Raw genomic sequence first — 690 nt, 5'->3', positions numbered from 1 at the left:
ATTTTCTTTACAATATTCATCAAATTTTGTTAATTTTTGCTTTATTTTTGTTAAATTTGCAATTATTCATCACTTTTTATCTACTTTTGCCATCTTTTTTACCTCTTTTTGTCATCACCATTCTACAAAAAAATATAAAAAAGTAAAATAAATTAAAAAAAGAATTTTTCAAGTCTCTATTTTTAGTAATTTTTAAACAAGCGATTAAGGGCTAGTAAATTCTACTTATATTAAATTACATGACTATTCTACCATCATTTAACAGATTGTCAACAAAATTTTAATTTTTATTGTATAACTATTTTAATAGAAAGGGCTAGGTTGTCTTATGAAAAAAGAAAAGAAAAAATTTAAACATTTTAATTTAGTAGAAAGACATGATTTAAAAGAATATTTAGAATCCGAAAAATTTAAAAAGAAAAATGGTACACCTAATTATTCTAAAATAGGAAAAGTAATGAATAAAAGTCGTAATACTATTAGATTAGAGGCTAAAAGACTTAAAGAAGAATACGATCCTAAAAAAGCAAATGATGATTATAAAAATAAAAGAAAAAAATCTATAAAATATACTAAAATTAGAAAAAAAGTTGTAAATCACATAAGAAAAATTTTAAGTAAAAGACGCTATTCACCGATGTTAATTATCTTTGAATATGAAAAAAAGTATAATGAAAAGTTTCCATTWYY

General features: G+C 20.8%; 1 pseudogene. It reads left to right on the top strand.

Annotated features, from left to right (window positions below):
* Nucleotides 1-328: 328 nt before the first annotated feature.
* Nucleotides 329-690, top strand: a pseudogene (locus tag EHV01_RS06260) (IS30 family transposase); the annotation flags it as partial.

It is taken from the genome of Spiroplasma sp. hy2, from assembly GCF_044714365.1.
Classification (GTDB): Bacteria; Bacillota_I; Bacilli_A; order Mycoplasmatales; family Mycoplasmataceae; genus Spiroplasma; species Spiroplasma phoeniceum.
Note: the sequence above shows the minus strand (reverse complement) of the source record. Positions and strands in the feature narration are given on the sequence as shown.